Source organism: Saccharopolyspora antiqui, assembly GCF_052246905.1.
GTDB lineage: Bacteria > Actinomycetota > Actinomycetes > Mycobacteriales > Pseudonocardiaceae > Saccharopolyspora.
The window spans coordinates 1-16,906 of sequence record NZ_JBQQBO010000023.1 but is presented as its reverse complement, the minus strand read 5'-3'; the positions used below and the strand labels follow the sequence as shown (position 1 = coordinate 16,906).

Sequence of the window (16,906 nt, the reverse complement as noted above, 5' to 3'; positions counted from 1 at the left end):
GATCACCAGGTCGGGCGCAGCGGGTAGTGCGCGTCGGTGTCGTCCAGCCGGACGCCGAGGACCTGGTGCAGCTGGACGAGGTTGCGTTCGAAGCCCAGCTGGCAGGCCGCCATGTACAGCCGCCACACCCGCGCCCGGTCGAGGCCGACCTCCGCGACCGCCTCGTCCCAGTGCCGCTCCAGGTTGGCGCACCAACCGGCCAGCGTGAGCGCGTAGTGCTCGCGCAGGTTCTCCTCGTGGCGCACCTCGAAGCCGTTGTCGTTCATCGCCGACACCAGCGTGCCCACCGGCTCCAGCTCGCCGTCCGGGAAGACGTAGCGACCGATGAACTTGCCCGGCCGCGAGCCGTGGCTGCCGTCCGGCCGGGTGATGCAGTGGTTCAGCAACCGGCCGCCGGGCACCAGCTTGTCGTGCAGGAACGAGAAGTAGCCCGGCAGCTGCGCCAGCCCGATGTGCTCGGTGAGGCCGATGGAGCTGACCGCGTCGAAGCCGGTCTCGGCGACGTCGCGGTAGTCCAGGTGCCGGACCTCGGCGAGGTCGGCCAACCCGCGTTCGGCGATCGTCTTCTGCGCCCACTGCGCCTGCTGCCGGGACAGCGTCACACCCAGCGCGCGCACCCCGTAGTGCTCGGCCGCGTGCATCACCATGCCGCCCCAGCCGCAGCCGACGTCCAGCAGCCGCATGCCCTCCTGCAACCCAAGCTTGCGCGCCACCAGGTCGTGCTTGGCGAACTGCGCTTCCTCCAAAGTGGACGTCTTCGCGGGGTACACCGCGCAGGTGTAGGCCATCGACGGGCCCAGCACCCACTCGTAGAACCGGTTGGACACGTCGTAGTGGTACGAGATCGACTTGCTGTCGCGGCGCTTGGAGTGCCGCCAGCCGCGCGAGCGGTGCTCGACCTCCGGCGGGCGCACCGGCCACCACAGCCGGTACCCGGCCAGCTTCACCGCCAGCTCGCGCCGCAGGCTCGGCGGGATGTCGTTCAGCGCGACTGCCGGGAACGCGGCCAGCGCGGTGTACATGTCGCCGTGCACCTCGATCGCACCGGTGACGTAGGCGCGCGCCAGGCCGAGCTCACCCGGTGCGGCCGCCAGGTGCGAAAGCGCCAGCGGGGATCGGATTTCCACGCAGACGTCCGCCCCGGATCGCCCGGCCCGGCTGCCGTCGAAGGCGCGGACTTCCACCGAGACATCGCTTCCGAGTATGCGCGTGAACACCTCTGCCCAGCCCATCAGCGGATCTCCTTCCTGCTGCTCATCTCGCCCGCACGCATTTCTCGTACAGTCCCGGAAGTCGGCCCTTCGGGTCGTACCGCTGCTTCAACCGCTGGTAGACCGGCTGGTTGTACAGCTGCCAGAACTCCTCTTCGGTGAAGTAGGAGTCGGAGTACAGCGACTTGTGGCCGTCGAGCTCGGTAACCACGCGCTCGATCGCCCTGTTGTGCCGACCGGGCGCCTCACCCGGTTCGAGCGGCACCGTCGCCCAGAAGCCGACGTTGACGTACAGCGTGTTCGGGTCCATCGGGTAAAGCGGCCAGCCCTTGCGGTCGCGCAGCCGAACCGGGCACAGCCAGACCGGCCTGATGCCGATCTCGCGGTGGAAGAACTCCAGGAACTCCGGCAGCCGGTCGACCGGGATCTCCACGTCCTGGATCACCGGCTCGTTGGTGCCCTTGCCGCGCAGCACCGCGAGCCGGTCGGTCACCGCGTGGCGGCGATCCCAGGCCACGATCCGGCGGTAGACGTCGGAGCGGCGGTACTGCTGCGGCCAGAACCGGCGGACCACCGGGTGCTGCGCGCCGAGCGCCCGGGAGCACCAGAACCAGTCGGTGTCCCAGCGCCACAGGTAGTCGTGGATGCCCAGGTAGTCGGTCTGCCGCTGCTGGATGGACCGGTAGTAGATCTGCAGCCCGGTGTAGTCGCTGGTGAACGGCGCGCGGTCCACATAGGAGCCCAGCGTCAGGTACTGCTCGCCCGGGCTGAACACGGTGCCGTCCACGAAGTCGACCGGCTGCCCGTCGAAGCTGCCGTCGCGGCAGATCTCGGCGATCGCGGTGGCGCACTCCCGAGCCGAGCCGAACCGCACGTGCTGCAGCCGGACGTACGGCTTGACCTGCTCCAGCTCGATCTCCAGCCGCAGCGCGTAGCCCAGGGTGCCGTAGGAGTTGGGGAAACCCCGGAACAGTTCGGCGTGCTCACCGTCCGGCCGGGCCCGCACCACCTGGCCGTCGCCGGTGAGGATCTCCATCTCCCGCACGGATTCGTGCGGCAGGCCGCTGCGGAAGGAGGTCGACTCGATGCCGAGCCCGGCGACCGCTCCGCCCAGCGTGATCGTCTTGAGCTGGGGCACCACCATCGGGATGTGCCCGGAGGGCAGCAGCGCGGCCACGATGCTCTCGTAGGTCGCCATGCCCTGCACCTGCGCGGTGTGGTTGGTCGAATCCACTTCGAGCACCTGGTTGAAGCGCCCGACGTCCAGCCCCGGCGCGGCCGAGGGCGCGCGGAACCGAAAGAGGTTCGACGTCGGTTTGGCCAGCCGAATCGGCGCGCCCTCCGGGAGCCGCGCGTACTGCGCCGTCAATGCGGCTACCTCGTCGGAATGGCTGGCTGCCGCGACTGTTCCGTGATCGGCCATGCACTGACTCTATTGCCGAGCCCGTCCGCAGGCATCCCGCTTTGTGGGCCACAAACGCGGCCGCATAGTGGACAAACGCCCCCAAGCGGCCATCGGGAAACCGGATGATCCGCTACCGGAGATCCCGAAATACCAGGTGGCCGACGTCCGGCCGGGGATATCGGACGTAATTAGTTGCCTAATGCAAGCTTACCGGGATTTCAATCACATCAGCGGGTCTCACCGCCACATCAGCGGATCATTGGGCCCGCCGCAGCGCCCAGGCCCGCAAGCCGCGGAAGCTCTGCACCTTCGTCGGCCCGACCGAGATCAGCCGGTACTCCCGGTGCGCCCGCAACGCATCCGCCAGCTCGCGGTCCACCAGCACCGAAGCCGGGCGGGCCACCGAGGTCAGCCGACTCGCGATGTTCACCGTCGAGCCGTAGACATCGCCGAACCGGGCCAACACCGGACCCTGCGCGAGCCCGATCCGCAGCGGCGGCAGCAGGTCGGTCTCGGCGATCCGCTCGTTGAGGGTCAACGCGATCTCGGCGGCCTCGGCCGCGGTGTCGGTCACGAACAGCACCTCGTCGCCCACCGTCTTTATCACTCGGCCGTGGTTCTCCGCGACGACGGCACCGGCCAGCGCCTCGAAGCCGTCGATCAGCCGGGCCAGCTCCAGTTCGGTGAAGTCCCGGATCAACCTCGTGTAGCCGACGATGTCGGCGAAGCCGATCACCTGCACCCGCTCGTCAGCGCCCGGGTCTCGTTCGGTCAGCTCGCGGGACGCGCAGGCCGCCAGGTGCCGCCGCCACACGTAGTCCTGCATCCGCTGCATCACCGGCAGGATCACCTCGGCGACCTGGGCGGTGGTCACCACGTCCACCGCGAACTTCTCGCCCAGCAGCGACTTGAAGATGCCCACCTGCCACTCGGCCAGCCGCGACATGGTCTGCGCCAGCGACCGGGCGACCGCCGACTCCAGTTCGGGCGGGATCACCTCGGCGGAGACCAGCTCCACCAGAGAACGCAGCGCGTCGATGTCGGCGTCGGTGAACACCACCGCGTCGTCGTCGACGTGCGCGAAGCCCATCGCCTGCCACAGCTGCTCGGCGCGGACCACCGGCACCCCGGCCGCCTCGGCGACCTCGTCCTTGGTGTAGTGCGGGGCCCCGCCGAGGATGGTCGCCTCGACCTCCCGGCCGCGCGGTTCATCGCGTGGTTCGGACAACGAGCACATCGCATTCCGCCCGGCGGGAGGCCTCCGACGGCACCGAGCCGAGGATCCGCCCCTTCAAGGTGTTCAGCCCGCGGCTGCCCACCACCAGCAGGTCGGCGGTCGACTTCGCGGCGGCGGCCAGCAGCACCACCACCGGCTCACCGACCGAGGCGAAGGTCTCGATGCTCGTCGCGCCCGCCGCGCGGGCGACGTCGGTGGCCTCGCGCAGGGTGCTCTCGGCCGGTGCCGAACCGATCACTTGGAAGGCCTCGTCGCCGAGCGCGTCCTGCGCCTGCTCGACCTCCCGCGCGCTGCTCGGGTAGTAGGCGCAGACGATCACCAGCCGGGCGGCCGAGTCGCTGGCGACCTCGGCGGCGCGGGACACCGCGCGCAGCGAAGGCGCCGAGCCGTCCGTTCCGACGACGACGGTGCGGTATCTGGACATCGGACTCTCACTTCCACAGCAGGGCTGGCTGGTTGGCACCGGCGTGAACACTAACGATCGCGCCGCCGGACGGTCACGGGTCACTACCGATCACGCCGGGCCGCGAATCGCGATTCAGCGGCCCACCGGCCGGTTTGTTCGCTCGGCCAAACCGTCGTGAAAAGTCTCGTCCGACCCCACAACCTGGTAGTGCGCTGCACGCGCGTAGGTTTCGCCGCAACTCGCCAATCCATTTGGTGATGCAGAACACGCATTCACTGGGCCGAATCACGCCACGTACGTAACCTTTCGCGCATAACGGACGCATCGGGAGAAGCCGTGACCACACCTAGTCTCCACCCCGGGCGGGGGATATTCCGCCGCAAACCAATCGACGCGATCACCGAGGACGGGGAAACCGGGCTGCACCGCTCCCTCGGCCTGTGGCAGCTCACCGCGATCGGGGTCGGCGGCATCATCGGCGCCGGGATCTTCTCCCTGGCCGGCGCCGTGGCCAACGAGAAGGCCGGGCCCGCCGTGCTGATCTCGTTCCTGATCGCGGGCATCGCCAGCGCGGCCGCGGCGTTCTCCTACGCCGAGTTCGCGGGCATGATCCCCAAGGCCGGTTCGGCCTACACCTACGGCTACGCGGTGCTCGGCGAGATCGTCGGCTGGCTGATCGGCTGGGACCTGCTGCTGGAGTACACCGCGATCGTCGCGGTGGTCGCCATCGGCATCTCCGGGTACTTCAACGAATTGCTCGGCTTCCTCGGCGTCGACCTGCCGTACTGGATGATGGGCGCACCGGGCACCGAGGACGGCGCCGCACCGGACGGCAGCTACAAGATCAACCTGTTCGCCGCGCTGCTGTGCCTGCTGATCGCCTTCATCCTCAACCAGGGCATGAAGAACGCGGCGCGCTTCGAAACGCTGCTGGTGTACCTGAAGGTCGGCGTGGTGCTGGTGGTGATCATCGTCGGCGCGTTCCACATCAACGCGGGCAACTACAACCCGTTCTTCCCCTACGGCATCAGCGGTGCGTTCGCCGGAGCCGCGACGGTGTTCTTCGCGGTGTTCGGCTACGACGCGATGAGCACCGCGGCCGAGGAGTCCAAGGACGCCCGGAAGCACATGCCCAAGGCGATCATCTATTCGCTGGCCGTCTCGATGGTGCTCTACGTGCTGGCCTGCCTGGTGCTCACCGGCATGGTCCCGTACCAGCAGATCAGCACCGAGAGCGCGTTCGCCACCGCGTTCGCCGACGTCGGCCTGCCGGTGCTCGGCGCGATCATCGCGGTCGGCGCCATCCTGGGCATCCTCACCGTGCTGTTCACCTTCATGCTCGGCGTGACCCGGGTGGGCTTCGCGATGAGCCGGGACGGCCTGCTGCCGAAGTGGTTCGCCAAGACCCATCCGGTGCGCAAGGTGCCCAGCCGCTTCACCTGGCTGATCGGGATCGCCTCCGCGCTGATCGCCGGTCTGCTGCCGATCGGCGAAGCGGCTGAGCTGACCAACATCGGCATCCTGCTGGCGTTCGTGATCGTGTGCGCCGCGGTGATCGTGCTGCGCTACAAGCGGCCGGAGCTGCCGCGGGCGTTCAAGTGCCCGGGCATGCCGGTCGTGCCGATCATCGGGATCGTGTTCTCGATCTGGCTGGTCACCTTCCTGGACCCGGTGACGTGGCTGCGCTTCGGCGTGTGGTTCCTGATCGGCCTGGTGATCTACTTCGCCTACGGCTACCGCAAGTCCAAGCTCAACGTGCCCAACCCCCAGAAGTGAACAGTCGCTGAAACACCAGGACCGCTGAAGAACCGGAACACCGGACGGGAGCACTACTCCTGTCCGGTGTTTCGTTTTCGTTCCGCTGCCCTCGCCCGCCCGCTTTTGCGATCATGCCCCTCGATGACAGCCGGAACTGGAGTGCGGCGGCACCCGCTGGTGCCAGCGGTGGTGCTGCTCGCCGCCGGGGTCGGGCTCGGCCTGCTGCTGCGCGCCCAGGGCCTGCAGAACGCCGCGAACTGGGCGCAGCTGGTGTCGGTGCCGCTGGCCATCGCGTCGCTGCTGCTGCAACGGCAGGCCCCGGCCGTGGTCGGCACCCTCGACCAGGTCAGCCATGCGCAGCGGAAGCTCGCGAACCTGGTGCTGGTCCAGTGGGAGGACGAGATCCGTCTCCGGCAGCTGGACAACCCGGGCACGCTCGGGGTGCGCTGGCGGCTGGCCGACGAGCCCGCGCTCGCCGGTCGCACCGACCGGATCGACGAGCTGGCGGCTACGTTCCGCGGCCACGCGTCGCGGCGGATGGTCGTCGTCGGCGAGCCCGGGATGGGCAAGACGTCGCTGGCCGTGCTGCTGGTGCGTGAACTCGTGGCGTCCCAGGCGGACGGCGATCCGGTGCCGGTGCTGCTGTCCCTGTCGAGCTGGCACCCGGCCCAGCCGCTGCACGACTGGCTGACGCGGCGGATCGCCAAGGAATACCCGGCGCTGGGCGCCGCGGAGCTCGGCGGCGATGCGGTCCGCAGGCTGATCGCCGAACACCGGGTGCTGCCCGTGCTGGACGGCCTCGACGAACTGCCCGAGGCGCTGCGCCCCGCCGCCCTGACCGCCTTGAACGAGGCGATGACCAGGGATGACCAGCTCATCCTGACCTGCCGCCGCGACGAGTACGAAACCGCCGTCGCCGAGGGCGGCGACATCGCCCGCGCCATCGTCATCGAGCCGCTGCCACTCACCACGTCCGATGTCGTCGGCTACCTGACCGACTGCCTCCGCAACCGGTCCGACCGCAGCTGGGCGACGCTGCTGGCGGCGCTCGACGACATCCCGGCAAGCCCGCTCGCGAGCGCCCTGGCCACCCCGCTCGACCTGTGGCTGCTGCGCAAGATCTACATCGACGCCCGATCCGACCCGGCGGAACTGCTCGACAGCGCGCGCTTCCCGACCTCCGCCGCGATCACCCGGCACCTCCTCGACCACCTGCCCGACGCGCTGATCAGGGCCGACCAGGCCCAATCCGGTGGCGACAAGGCGGGCTGGGACCCGGCGGACGTCAAGCGCTGGCTCGCCTTCCTCGCGCGCCACCTCGACAGCACCGACGACCGCGACCTGGCCTGGTGGCGCCTGCACCGCGCGGTGGACACCGGCCCGCGGTACCGCGCCGGGATCGGGCTGGCGTGGGGCCTGGGGTTCGGTCTGCTGACCGGGCTCGTCGGCGGACTGTACGGGTTGTTGTTCGACGCGCCCGCGGTCGGCCTGGTCGTCGGACTGGTCACCGGCTTCGGCACCGGACTGGGGTACGCGATGGCGGCCGGCCACCACGCCGAACCCGCCTACGCCAACCTCCGGCTGCGCGGCCGGGGCCGCCTGCTGCTGACCTCCACCGCGCAGCCGATGGTGCTGTGGGTGGCCAGCGGCCTCGGCATCGGCACGTTGTTCCAGTTCGTCCTGGGCGTGGACTTCTGGAGCTTCGTGCTGATCGGCGCGGTCTTCGGGCTGCTGCACGGGCTGATGGTGTGGATCGCGACGCTGGCGACCGACGACCGGGCGCAGAGCCCGGTCAGCACGCTGCGCGCGGACCTGCAGCTGGTGTCGATCCGAACGCTGGGCTTCGGCGTGGTCGGCGGGCTGGTGATCGGGCTGGTGACGGACCTGGTGGGCTACCCGGCGCTGCTGGGTTCGCTGGTCCTGGTGGCGTTGATCGTGGTGCTGCAGGACCGCGACGTGCCGCCCGCGCTGGCCAGCCTGGTGTACGTCAGCGCGGTCTGCGTCCTCCGGCTGCGGCGCCGGACCCCGTTTCGGCTGATGCGGTTCCTCGACGGCGCACACCGGCTCGGGCTGCTCCGCCGCGCCGGTCGGGTCTACCAGTTCCGGCACGCCAACCTGCAGGAACACCTCGCGGAGAGCGACGACGGGCCGGCCCCGGATTCCGCCTCGTCGTGATCCGCCCGGATGGTTGCACCGCGCGGAAGATCGCGATCGATCAAGGGTGTTCCATGCGTCTCAGCGTGCAGTGGATCACAGCGTCGACGGCCCTCGGCGGCCTAGGGTTTTCGTGTGTTGTCGGACGTTCCCGGCGAAGTTCCACGAAACTCGCCGGGCCTCAACGCCGAGGGGTGCTTGTGACACGCGTTCGCGAACTGAGCCCGTACGTCGAGTTGCACCGCGCGCAGTGGCGGGAACTGCGCGATTCCCTCCCGCTACCGCTGACCGAGGACGAACTCGTCGCCCTGCGCGGGCTCGGCGAGTCGATCGACCTCGCCGAGGTCGCCGACGTCTACCTACCGCTGTCGCGGCTGATCAGCCTCCAGGTGGCCGCCCGCAAACGGCTGCACGAGACCACCACCACATTCCTCGGCGAGGAGACGCGCGGCACGAAGGTGCCGTTCGTGATCGGCATCGCGGGCAGCGTCGCGGTCGGCAAGTCGACCACCGCGCGGATCCTGTGCGCCCTGCTGGCCCGCTGGCCCGACCACCCGAGGGTCGACCTGGTCACCACCGACGGTTTCCTGCACCCGAAGGCCGAGCTGATGCGCCGCGGCCTGATGCACCGCAAGGGATTTCCGGAGAGCTACGACCGGCGGGCGCTGCTGCGCTTCGTCACCGAGGTCAAATCCGGTGCGCCGGAAGTGGCCGCACCGGTGTACTCGCACCTCGCCTACGACATCCTGCCTGGCGAACAGCACGTGGTGCGCAAACCGGACATCCTGATCATCGAGGGCCTGAACGTGTTGCAGCCGGGTCCGAGCCTGACCGTGTCGGATCTCTTCGACTTCTCCATCTACGTCGACGCGCACACCGAGCACATCGCCCGCTGGTACGCCGACCGCTTCCTGACGCTGCGCAGCACGGCGTTCGCCGACCCGGACTCGCACTTCCACCACTTCGCCGAGCTTTCCGACGACGAGGCCCGCGCCGAAGCCGACCACCTGTGGCGCACCATCAACGAACCGAACCTGGTGGAGAACATCCTGCCCACCCGCCCCCGCGCAACCCTGGTGCTGCGCAAGGACATCGACCACTCCATCAACAGGGTGCGGCTGCGCAAGCTCTGAGCTCGGATGTCCGGATAATCCGTTGTCGAACCCCGGGTGCGCGCCCGGAAAACGAGTACTGAAGACGAAATCCCCGGCGGCGCGCGCCAAAGACGGCTTGCCCGGCCCGTCGGGGGGTGTGAGCCGGACAAACCGTCTTCCCTGCCCTGTCGAGGTGCAGGCCTGGCATTTCTCCCAATCCGGGACCAGTGGGGGAAACGTGGTCACCGGATCTCCTTACGCGCTCCCAACGGGAGCAACAACAGACTGCCGCATCCCCAGCGGCCACGAAACCCGTGCAAATACGCATGACCATACGTATTCGCGCACCGAGCCGACAGACCGCGCATGCCCCACCACACAACGTCACTTTGTCGGGTCACTTTTGTCGGGTCATGTTGCCGGGTCACGTCGCCGGGTCACGTCGCCGGGTCATGCAGTCGGCAAGATCACTTGTGATCAAGGTCGACTACGCCACGCGGCTGCGCGTATTAGGCTGGTCGCGTGGCACGATCCACATCCAGTCGGCGGCGGGCGGGCAACCTGCCCGCGGATTCGACGAGTTTCATCGGACGCCGACGCGAACTTGCCGAACTCAAACGGCTGCTGTCCGAACATCGGCTGGTCACCCTCACCGGACCGGGCGGGGTGGGCAAGACCAGGCTGGCGCTGCGGGTGGCAGCCGACGTCCGGCGCGCCTTCCACGACGAGGTGTGGTTCGTCGATCTGGCGCACCTGCGGGAACCCAGGCTGGTCGCCGAAACCGTCGCGGGTCAGCTGGAGCTGCGGGAGCAGCCCTCGCGCCCGGTGACCGACACGATCATCGATCGGCTGGCCACCGGTCCCCTGCTGCTCGTGCTCGACAACTGCGAGCACCTGATCGACGAATGCGCGAGCCTGGTGACCACGCTGATCCAGTCGTGTCCGCAGCTGCGGGTGCTGACCACGAGCAGGCAATCCCTCGGCCTGGTCAGCGAATGCACGTTTCCGGTGGTCCCGTTCCTGGTGCCCGATCCGGGCGAGATCGGCTCACCGGCCGCGGTCGCGCACTTCGACTCGGTGCGGCTGTTCATCGAGCGCGCCACCGCGGTGGTGCCAAAGTTCAACGTCGACAGCTGCAACTACCAGGCGCTGGCCCAGATCTGCCACTACCTCGACGGGATTCCGCTGGCGATCGAGCTGACCGTGACCCGGCTTCGCTCGCTGTCGCTGGAACAACTCGCCGACCGCTTGCACGAGCGGCACAACCTGCTCGGCAACGGCAGGCACGGACTAACGCCGCGGCACCGGACCCTGCGCGCCCTGATCGACTGGAGCTACGAACTGTGCTCCGAGCAGGAACGCCGGGTGTGGACCTGCGCATCGGTGTTCTCCGGGACCTTCGACCTCGACGGCGTGGAGTTCGTCGCCAGCGGCGACGAGGTGCCGCGCGAAGAGGTGCTCGCGCTGGTCGACGCCCTGGTGGACAAGTCGATCTTCCTGCCCGAGGAGAGCCCGAACGGCGTCCGCTACCGGATGTTGGACACGACCCGCGAGTACGGCGAGGAGAAGCTCGACGCCGACGGCCGCCAAATCGCGGTGCGCCGCCGCCACCGCGACTGGTTCGCCCGGCTCGCCACCCGCTTCACCACCGAATGGATCGGACCGGACGAACCGTCCTGGAACACCCGGCTGCACCAGGACTATCCCAACCTGCGGGTGGCGCTGGACTGCTGCGCACGCACGGACGGCGAACCCGGGCTGGGCCTGCGCATGGCGGTCCGGCTGGTCGACTACTGGACGCTGCGCGGCTATCTCACCGAAGGCCGGATGTGGTTGGACCGGCTGCTGTCCCACGTGCCGGGGCCGACCCGCGAGCGGCTGTCCGGTCTGGTCCTCAACGCCTGGTTCACGATCCACCAGGGCGACCTGACCGCGGCGCAGGCCTACCTCACCGAGGCCGAGGAACTGGCCGAGCAGGTGGGCAACGAGGAGCAGGACGGTTACCTGGCGCACGTGTCGGGCATGGCCGCCCTGGTCAACGCCGACCTGAACCGAGCCGTCGGGCTCTTCGGCCAGGCCTACGAGCAGTTCCAGAATTCGGGGATCCTGCGCGGAGAACTGTTCGCGCTGTTCATGTACGGCCTTACCGTGGGGCATGGCGGCGAATCGGATCGGGGCCGTGCCCTGCTCGACACCTGCATCGACAAGACGGTCCGGCTCGGCGACATCTTCTGGCGTTCTTATGCGCTGTGGGCGCGCGGCTCCATCGACGTCCTGGACGGCGATTTCGGCAAGGCCGAGCAGTCCTGCAAGCAGGCGCTGCGGTTGGAGCAGCTGCTCGGCGACAAGTCGGCCATGGCGTTCACCCTGGAAGTGCTGGCCTGGGTGGCCGAAGGTCGTCGGCAGCACGTCCGGGCCGCCACGCTGTTCGGCGTCGCCGGTGCGGTTTGGGAAGCGATCGGCGGCTCCCCGGAGCTCTACGCCACGCTGACCGAGCTGCACCACGAACACCTCGACCACACTCGCGAAGCACTCGGTGACAGCGTCTACGAGCAGGCGTTCAAGACCGGTTACGGCCTTTCGACCGCGGAGGCCGTGGACTTCGCGCTGGAGATCGCGCAATCCGTGGCGGCGCGGCAGCGCCCGGAAGACGAGTGGGCGCACCTGCTGACCCGGCGGGAGTTCGAGATCGCCCAACTCGTCGCCGAAGGCATGACCAACCGCGACATCGCCAACCGCCTGGTGATCTCGCAGCGCACCGCGGAGGGCCACGTCGAGAAGATCCTGGCGAAACTCGCCTTCCACTCCCGAACCCAAATCGCCGCCTGGATGACCGCCCACGGCTCGTAACCCCAACGAGGACGAGGTGAGGGGCACCCGTGACCAAGTAACTGGGTCACAGGTGCCCCTCACCCATCACCTGAATGGGGTCGCGGGCGGCCGCATCGTGTTCCTGACCTCGGGCCAGCAGCAGGGACCGATGCCCGGCGAAGTCGCCTACGCCCGCCCCCGCGCCTGAGCGCGCAGCGGCTGAGGTGAAGGGCACCTTTTCCCAACATAGTTGGTGAAAGGTGCCCTTCACCCACCACACGATCGGGAGATCGCGCGGCCGGTGCGGTCAGCGGCGGGTGGCTCTGCGGGACAGCAGGAGTTGGAGGTGGGCGCTGAGCCGTTCCGTGGGATTGGTGAAGTCGATGCCGGTGATCTCGGCGGCCCTGCGGACCCGGTAGCGCAGCGTGTTGGGGTGGACGTGCAGGCCCTCGCTGGCCGCTCGAACATCGCCGAAGGACTCCAGGTACGCCAGCATCGAGCGGGCCAGATCCGTGCCGTGCTCCGCGTCGTGCTCGTGCAGCACCACCAGCCGGGTGTCGCGGAAGCGCTCATTTCCTTGCAGCACCGTAAGAATCTCGCTGACCACCACCTGCGCCCGGACATCGGAGATGGTGGCGATCTCCGCGTGCAGGTCGTGCGTCATCGCGTCGAGGATCCGGTCCGCCTCGGTGCGCGACTCGGCCACCTCGTCCAACGTCCGGACCGCCGAACCCACCCCCACCTGCACCCGCGGCCGCAGGTGCTGCTTCGCGGCCGCCACGATTTCCCGGGTCAGGCTCAGCGCCGCGGCCACCGCCGAACGCTCCGGCAGATCCGGCAGCAGCACGTACACCCGCGAACCGATCGTGGTGACCAGCGCGCTGCGCCGATACGCCGAAGCGTGCACCGAGATCAGGCTCGTCATCTCGGACCGCTGCAACTCCAACTCCGAACGGTCCACGGCGGTATCCGCTGGGCGCAGCGTGAACACCACGACCACGGCGGGCTTCGCCACATCCGCACCGATGTTGTCGGCCACCGACTGGGCGTCGATGCGACCGTCGAGCAGGCCGGTCAGCAGGTCCTCCCGGAACCGCGGCCCGGCGGTGGCCTCGGTGCGCTGCCGGATCAGCTGCAACGCCGCGACCCGCGCGGCCCCCAGCAGCGCCCGCTCGGAACGCTCCGACAGCGGCCGGTTGCCCTCCTGCACCCAGATCGTGCCGAGCGGTTGGGTGCCCGCGTGGATGCCGACCGCCATCCGGCGGCGGATGCCCAGGTCGGGCCGCTCGTCGACGCGCACGACCTCCTCACCGGCCCGCAGCCGCTGGTAGACGCCCCATTCCCGGAGCATCGCGAGGTACGGCTCCGGGCCCTGGCGCCCCAGGATCGACAGGCGGCGCAGCTCGTCGACCTCGTCGTCGGAACGCGAGTAGGCCAGCACCCGATTCGCGGTGTCCTCGATGCTGACGATGCCGTCGGTCATCGCCGCGACGGTCTGGGCCAGCGAGAACAGGTCGCCCAGCGCCTCGCCCAAGTCGGCGTCGGTGGTCAGCCGGGCGTTGTCGACGGCCGAGCGGGCGAAGGATTCCAGCTGCTCCCAACGGACTTCGGGCCGCACCCCGAGCAGCGCGATCCGGCCGTCGATCGCGGTGTCGCGCAGGGCCCGCGCGTCGGTCTCCGAGCCGACCTTGACCGCGACGGCCGCCGCACCATCCCGCGCCGCGGCCCGCACCAGGCGCATCGCGGCCCGCCCCCGAGCCCCGATGATCAGCACGAAATCGCCGCTGCGGCCGCTGCCGGACTCCTCCTCCGGGTCGACGATGACGACGTCGCGCACCTCGACGTCGAAGCCGCGGGGCGCGGCGAGCACTTCGACCAGTGGTTCGCCCACCGCGATGAGCAGCTGCCGCAACGGCACCCCCACCACGACGACGCCGACCTCACGCACCCGATGACTCCGCTTCAAAACGTTCTTGTCCGACCGAACAACCCAATAGGGCCAATGATAGCCGATCGAACAAGCCCGGGGCGCTGCCGAGCTCCTAACCTCCCAGGTAGCAGCACCCTTGTCCGCAACACCGCGACTTCGCGCAAGGAGGCGAAACTGGCCATGGACGCCATCACTTCGGTACCGGTGCCCTACAACGAACCGGTCAAGGGCTACGCGCCCGGATCGCCGGAACGGGACTCGTTGCAGAAGCGCGTCGCGGAACTGGAATCCGAGCGCATCGAGCTCACCCAGACCATCGGCGGCAAGCAGCGGATGGCCGGTGGGGACCGCTTCGACGTCGTGCAGCCGCACGACCACCAGCACGTGCTGGGCACCGCCGCGCAGGCCACCCACCAGGACGTCGCCGACGCCGTGCAGGCCGCCAAGGACGCCGCCCCCGCCTGGGCCGCGACCCCCTTCGACGAGCGTGCCGCAGTGCTGCTGCGCACCGCCGACCTGCTCTCCGGACCGTGGCGGGACACCATCAACGCCGCCACCATCCTGGGCCAGTCCAAGTCGGTGCAGCAGGCCGAGATCGACGCCGCCTGCGAATTCATCGACTTCCTCCGGTTCAACGTGCACTACGCGCGGCAGATCATGGCCGAGCAGCCGCGTTCGGTGCCCGGCGAGTGGAACCGGATGGACTACCGCCCGCTGGACGGCTTCGTCACCGCGATCACGCCGTTCAACTTCACCGCCATCGCCGGCAACCTGCCCACCGCCCCGGCGCTGATGGGCAACACCGTGGTGTGGAAGCCGACGCCGTCGCAGCAGCTCGCCGCGCACTTCACGATGCGGCTGTTCGAGGCAGCCGGGCTGCCGCCGGGCGTGATCAACCTCGTCACCGGTGACGGCCAAGCCGTCAGCGAGGTCGCGCTGACCGACCCCGGTTTCGCCGGACTGCACTTCACCGGTTCCACCGCCACCTTCAAGAAGCTGTGGCGCACCATCAGCGACAGCCTGGACAACTACCGCAGCTATCCGCGCATCGTCGGGGAGACCGGCGGCAAGGACTTCATCGTCGTGCACCCCTCGGCCGACCGGGCCCCGCTGGCGACCGCCGTCGCGCGCGGCGCCTTCGAGTACCAGGGCCAGAAGTGCTCGGCGGCGTCCCGCGCCTACGTGCCGCGGTCGATCTGGGAAGGCGGGCTGCGCGACGAACTGGCCGATCTGGCCCGCAGCATCCGCTTCGGCGACGTCACCGACTTCTCCTACTTCGGTGGCGCGGTCATCGACTCCCGCGCGTTCGCCAAGCACCGCAGGGCGCTGGACCGGGCGGCCGGGACGTCCTCGATCGAGGTGCTCGCCGGGGGCGGTTACGACGACTCCGTCGGGTACTTCGTGCAGCCCACCGTGCTGGTCGGCAGCGACCCGGCGGACGAGGTGTTCACCACCGAGTACTTCGGGCCGATCATCGCGGTGCACGTCTACGACGACGCGAAGTACTCCGAGATCCTGGACGTGGTCGACGCCTCCAGTCCGTACGCGCTGACCGGTGCGGTGTTCGCCACCGACCGCAGTGCCGTCGACGAGGCGCACCGCAAGCTGCGCGGTGCCGCAGGCAACTTCTACGTCAACGACAAGCCGACCGGGTCGATCGTGTCCCGCCAGCCCTTCGGCGGCAGCCGCTCGTCGGGCACCAACGACAAGGCCGGTTCGCTGCTGAACATCCAGCGCTGGACCAGCCCACGGGCGATCAAGGAAACCTGGAACGCCCCAACCCAGCTCGGCTACCCCCACATGGGTTAAGAGTGAAGGGCACCTTTGACCGGCTTACTCGGTCAAAGGTGCCCTTCACCCCGAAATTCTTGCTCCGAACCTTCGCTGGTTTCTGAAGGAGAGCCACGATGCTGCGCAGCACGCTGCTGGCCGCCGCCCGTTCCCAGGGCGTGCGCCGACTGGTGGAGGCCAACCCGCTGACCAAGCCGGTCGTCGAGCGGTTCGTCGCCGGTACCACGCCCGAGGACGCGGTGCGCGCCACCCGCGCGCTGCGCGAGCAGGGCATGTACGTGACGCTCGACCACCTCGGCGAAGACACCCTCGATGCGCAGCAGGCCACCGATACCGTTCGCGCCTACCAGCGGATGCTGCGGGTGTTGGCCGACGAGGGGCTCGCCGACCGGGCCGAGGTGTCGGTGAAGCTCTCCGCGGTCGGCCAGTCGTTGCCGACCGACGGCGAGAAGATCGCCTTGGACAACGCGCGGCTGATCTGCGAGGCCGCGGCGGCGACCGGGACCACGGTGACCCTCGACATGGAGGACCACACCACCACCGACTCGACGCTGGGCATCCTCCGCGACCTGCGGGTGGACTTCCCGTGGGTCGGCGCGGTGTTGCAGGCCTACCTGCGCCGCACCGAGCAGGACTGCCGCGACCTGGCGACCGAGGGATCGCGGGTGCGGCTGTGCAAGGGCGCGTACTCCGAGCCCGCCTCGGTCGCACACCAGGACAAGGCCGCGGTGGACCGCTGCTACGTCCGCTGCCTGAAGATCCTGATGAACGGCGCCGGTTATCCGATGGTCGCCAGCCACGACCCGCGACTGGTGGCGATCGCCGCCGACCTGGCCGCGCAGGCCGGGCGGGGCGCGGACAGCTTCGAGTTCCAGATGCTCTACGGCATCCGAACCGAGGAGCAGAAGCGGATCGCGGCGGCTGGCAACCGGCTGCGGGTGTACGTCGCCTACGGCGACGAGTGGTACGGCTACTTCATGCGCCGCCTCGCCGAGCGCCCCGCCAACCTGGCGTTCTTCCTGCGCTCGCTGATCACCCAGGGCTGACCCGGTACCCGGCGCGGGCGGCGATTTCGCGCGAAATCGCCGCGTCCCCTGGGGAGCGGGTGC

General features: G+C 69.2%; 11 protein-coding genes. 6 read left to right on the top strand and 5 right to left on the bottom strand.

Annotated elements, in window-relative coordinates:
- Positions 1–2 precede the first annotated feature (2 nt).
- The 4 genes from ACTWQN_RS28985 to ACTWQN_RS28970 all read right to left on the bottom strand — a co-directional run bounded on the left by ACTWQN_RS28985 (position 3) and on the right by ACTWQN_RS28970 (position 4,277).
- Complete coding sequence (locus ACTWQN_RS28985) at positions 3–1,232, bottom strand: class I SAM-dependent methyltransferase (protein ID WP_443206773.1); 1,230 nt, start codon at positions 1,230–1,232, stop codon at positions 3–5.
- A gap of 22 nt (positions 1,233–1,254) precedes the next feature.
- Positions 1,255–2,634, bottom strand: a complete 1,380-nt coding sequence (locus tag ACTWQN_RS28980; protein ID WP_443206772.1) for an FAD-binding oxidoreductase — start codon at positions 2,632–2,634, stop codon at positions 1,255–1,257.
- Between the two features lie 238 nt (positions 2,635–2,872).
- Positions 2,873–3,853 (bottom strand): adenylate/guanylate cyclase domain-containing protein, encoded by a 981-nt coding sequence (locus ACTWQN_RS28975; RefSeq protein WP_443206771.1) that lies wholly within the window; start codon positions 3,851–3,853, stop codon positions 2,873–2,875.
- A complete protein-coding gene (locus tag ACTWQN_RS28970; RefSeq protein ID WP_443206770.1) occupies positions 3,825–4,277 on the bottom strand; it encodes a universal stress protein in 453 nt (150 codons plus the stop codon). The genes ACTWQN_RS28975 and ACTWQN_RS28970 overlap by 29 nt, the downstream gene beginning before the upstream one ends.
- Before the next feature lie 318 nt (positions 4,278–4,595).
- On the opposite strand from ACTWQN_RS28970, the gene ACTWQN_RS28965 reads away from it, so the two are divergent.
- From ACTWQN_RS28965 to ACTWQN_RS28950, 4 genes are all read left to right on the top strand, one after another.
- Positions 4,596–6,035: an amino acid permease gene (locus tag ACTWQN_RS28965; protein WP_443206768.1), complete on the top strand. Its 1,440-nt coding sequence runs from the start codon at positions 4,596–4,598 to the stop codon at positions 6,033–6,035.
- A 123-nt stretch (positions 6,036–6,158) separates the two neighbouring features.
- Positions 6,159–8,192, top strand: a complete 2,034-nt coding sequence (locus ACTWQN_RS28960) for an NACHT domain-containing protein (protein ID WP_443206767.1) — start codon at positions 6,159–6,161, stop codon at positions 8,190–8,192.
- A gap of 179 nt (positions 8,193–8,371) precedes the next feature.
- Complete coding sequence (gene coaA, locus ACTWQN_RS28955; protein ID WP_443206766.1) at positions 8,372–9,304, top strand: type I pantothenate kinase; 933 nt, start codon at positions 8,372–8,374, stop codon at positions 9,302–9,304.
- Between the two features lie 483 nt (positions 9,305–9,787).
- Positions 9,788–12,115, top strand: coding sequence for an ATP-binding protein (locus ACTWQN_RS28950; protein ID WP_443206765.1), 2,328 nt, complete (start codon positions 9,788–9,790; stop codon positions 12,113–12,115).
- Between the two features lie 268 nt (positions 12,116–12,383).
- On the opposite strand, the gene ACTWQN_RS28945 is transcribed toward ACTWQN_RS28950, so the two are convergent.
- A complete protein-coding gene (locus tag ACTWQN_RS28945) occupies positions 12,384–14,024 on the bottom strand; it encodes a PucR family transcriptional regulator (protein ID WP_443206764.1) in 1,641 nt (546 codons plus the stop codon).
- A 162-nt stretch (positions 14,025–14,186) separates the two neighbouring features.
- Here ACTWQN_RS28945 and pruA point away from each other — a divergent pair, with 162 nt between their 5' ends.
- Both pruA and ACTWQN_RS28935 read left to right on the top strand, forming a co-directional pair.
- Entirely contained in the window at positions 14,187–15,815 is a 1,629-nt protein-coding gene (gene pruA, locus ACTWQN_RS28940) for an L-glutamate gamma-semialdehyde dehydrogenase (protein WP_443206763.1), read from the top strand.
- Between the two features lie 98 nt (positions 15,816–15,913).
- On the top strand, positions 15,914–16,843 hold the full coding sequence (locus ACTWQN_RS28935) for a proline dehydrogenase family protein (protein ID WP_443206762.1): 930 nt from the start codon (positions 15,914–15,916) through the stop codon (positions 16,841–16,843).
- Positions 16,844–16,906: the final 63 nt, after the last annotated feature.

Bases quoted from the DNA above. Each gene is read 5' to 3' on its own strand.
- ACTWQN_RS28975 (WP_443206771.1), bottom strand. From the start codon at position 3,853: ATGTGCTCGTTGTCCGAACCACGCGATGAACCGCGCGGCCGGGAGGTC.
- ACTWQN_RS28960 (WP_443206767.1), top strand. From the start codon at position 6,159: ATGACAGCCGGAACTGGAGTGCGGCGGCACCCGCTGGTGCCAGCGGTG.
- ACTWQN_RS28970 (WP_443206770.1), bottom strand. From the start codon at position 4,277: ATGTCCAGATACCGCACCGTCGTCGTCGGAACGGACGGCTCGGCGCCT.
- ACTWQN_RS28935 (WP_443206762.1), top strand. From the start codon at position 15,914: ATGCTGCGCAGCACGCTGCTGGCCGCCGCCCGTTCCCAGGGCGTGCGC.
- pruA (WP_443206763.1), top strand. From the start codon at position 14,187: ATGGACGCCATCACTTCGGTACCGGTGCCCTACAACGAACCGGTCAAG.
- ACTWQN_RS28980 (WP_443206772.1), bottom strand. From the start codon at position 2,634: ATGGCCGATCACGGAACAGTCGCGGCAGCCAGCCATTCCGACGAGGTA.
- ACTWQN_RS28985 (WP_443206773.1), bottom strand. From the start codon at position 1,232: ATGGGCTGGGCAGAGGTGTTCACGCGCATACTCGGAAGCGATGTCTCG.